Raw genomic sequence first — 679 nt, forward strand, 5'->3', positions numbered from 1 at the left:
ACGGGCAGCGCGTCGCCGCCCCCGTCGCGATCAAGGTCGGCGCCCCCATCAAGGTCGGCGCGACGACCTTCGAGCTGCGGAAGTAAGCGGAACGTCGGCGCATGGTGTTCCAGGGTTCGAGCGTGGCGATATCGCACACCGGCAAGGTGCGCTCCAACAACCAGGACTCCGGCTACGCGGGATCGAACCTGTTCGCCGTCGCCGACGGTATGGGCGGTCACGCCGGCGGTGACGTCGCCTCGAGCATCGCCATCAACCGTCTCTCCGCCCTCGACCACTCGTACGATTCCCCCTCGGATGCCGAGCGGGCGCTGCGCGACGCGATCGCCGACACCGCGACACGGCTGATCGAGACGGTCAAGGCGCAGCCGGAGCTCGCGGGCATGGGCACCACCGTCAGCGCGCTGATCATGGTCGACGACTACGCGGTGCTGGCCCACATCGGCGACTCGCGGGTCTATCTCTACCGTGAGGGCACGCTGACACAGATCACCACCGACCACACGTTCGTGCAGCGGCTGGTGGACTCCGGGCGCATCACTCCGGAGGAGGCGCGGTACCACCCCCGCCGCTCCGTGCTCATGCGCGTGCTGGGCGACACCGACGCCGACCCCGAACTCGACACGTTCATCATGCCCACCCAGCCCGGCGACCGGTGGCTGCTGTGCTCGGACGGCCT

Annotated in this window: 1 protein-coding gene; it reads left to right on the forward strand. The window is 69.1% G+C overall.

Translation table 11 applies throughout. The annotated features are described in order from the left end of the window. Positions 1 to 101: 101 nt before the first annotated feature. On the forward strand, positions 102 to 679 hold a 578-nt coding region (locus NQ160_RS24420), incomplete at its 3' end, for a PP2C family protein-serine/threonine phosphatase (RefSeq protein WP_257517541.1).

Source organism: Microbacterium sp. zg.Y909 (genome assembly GCF_024626565.1).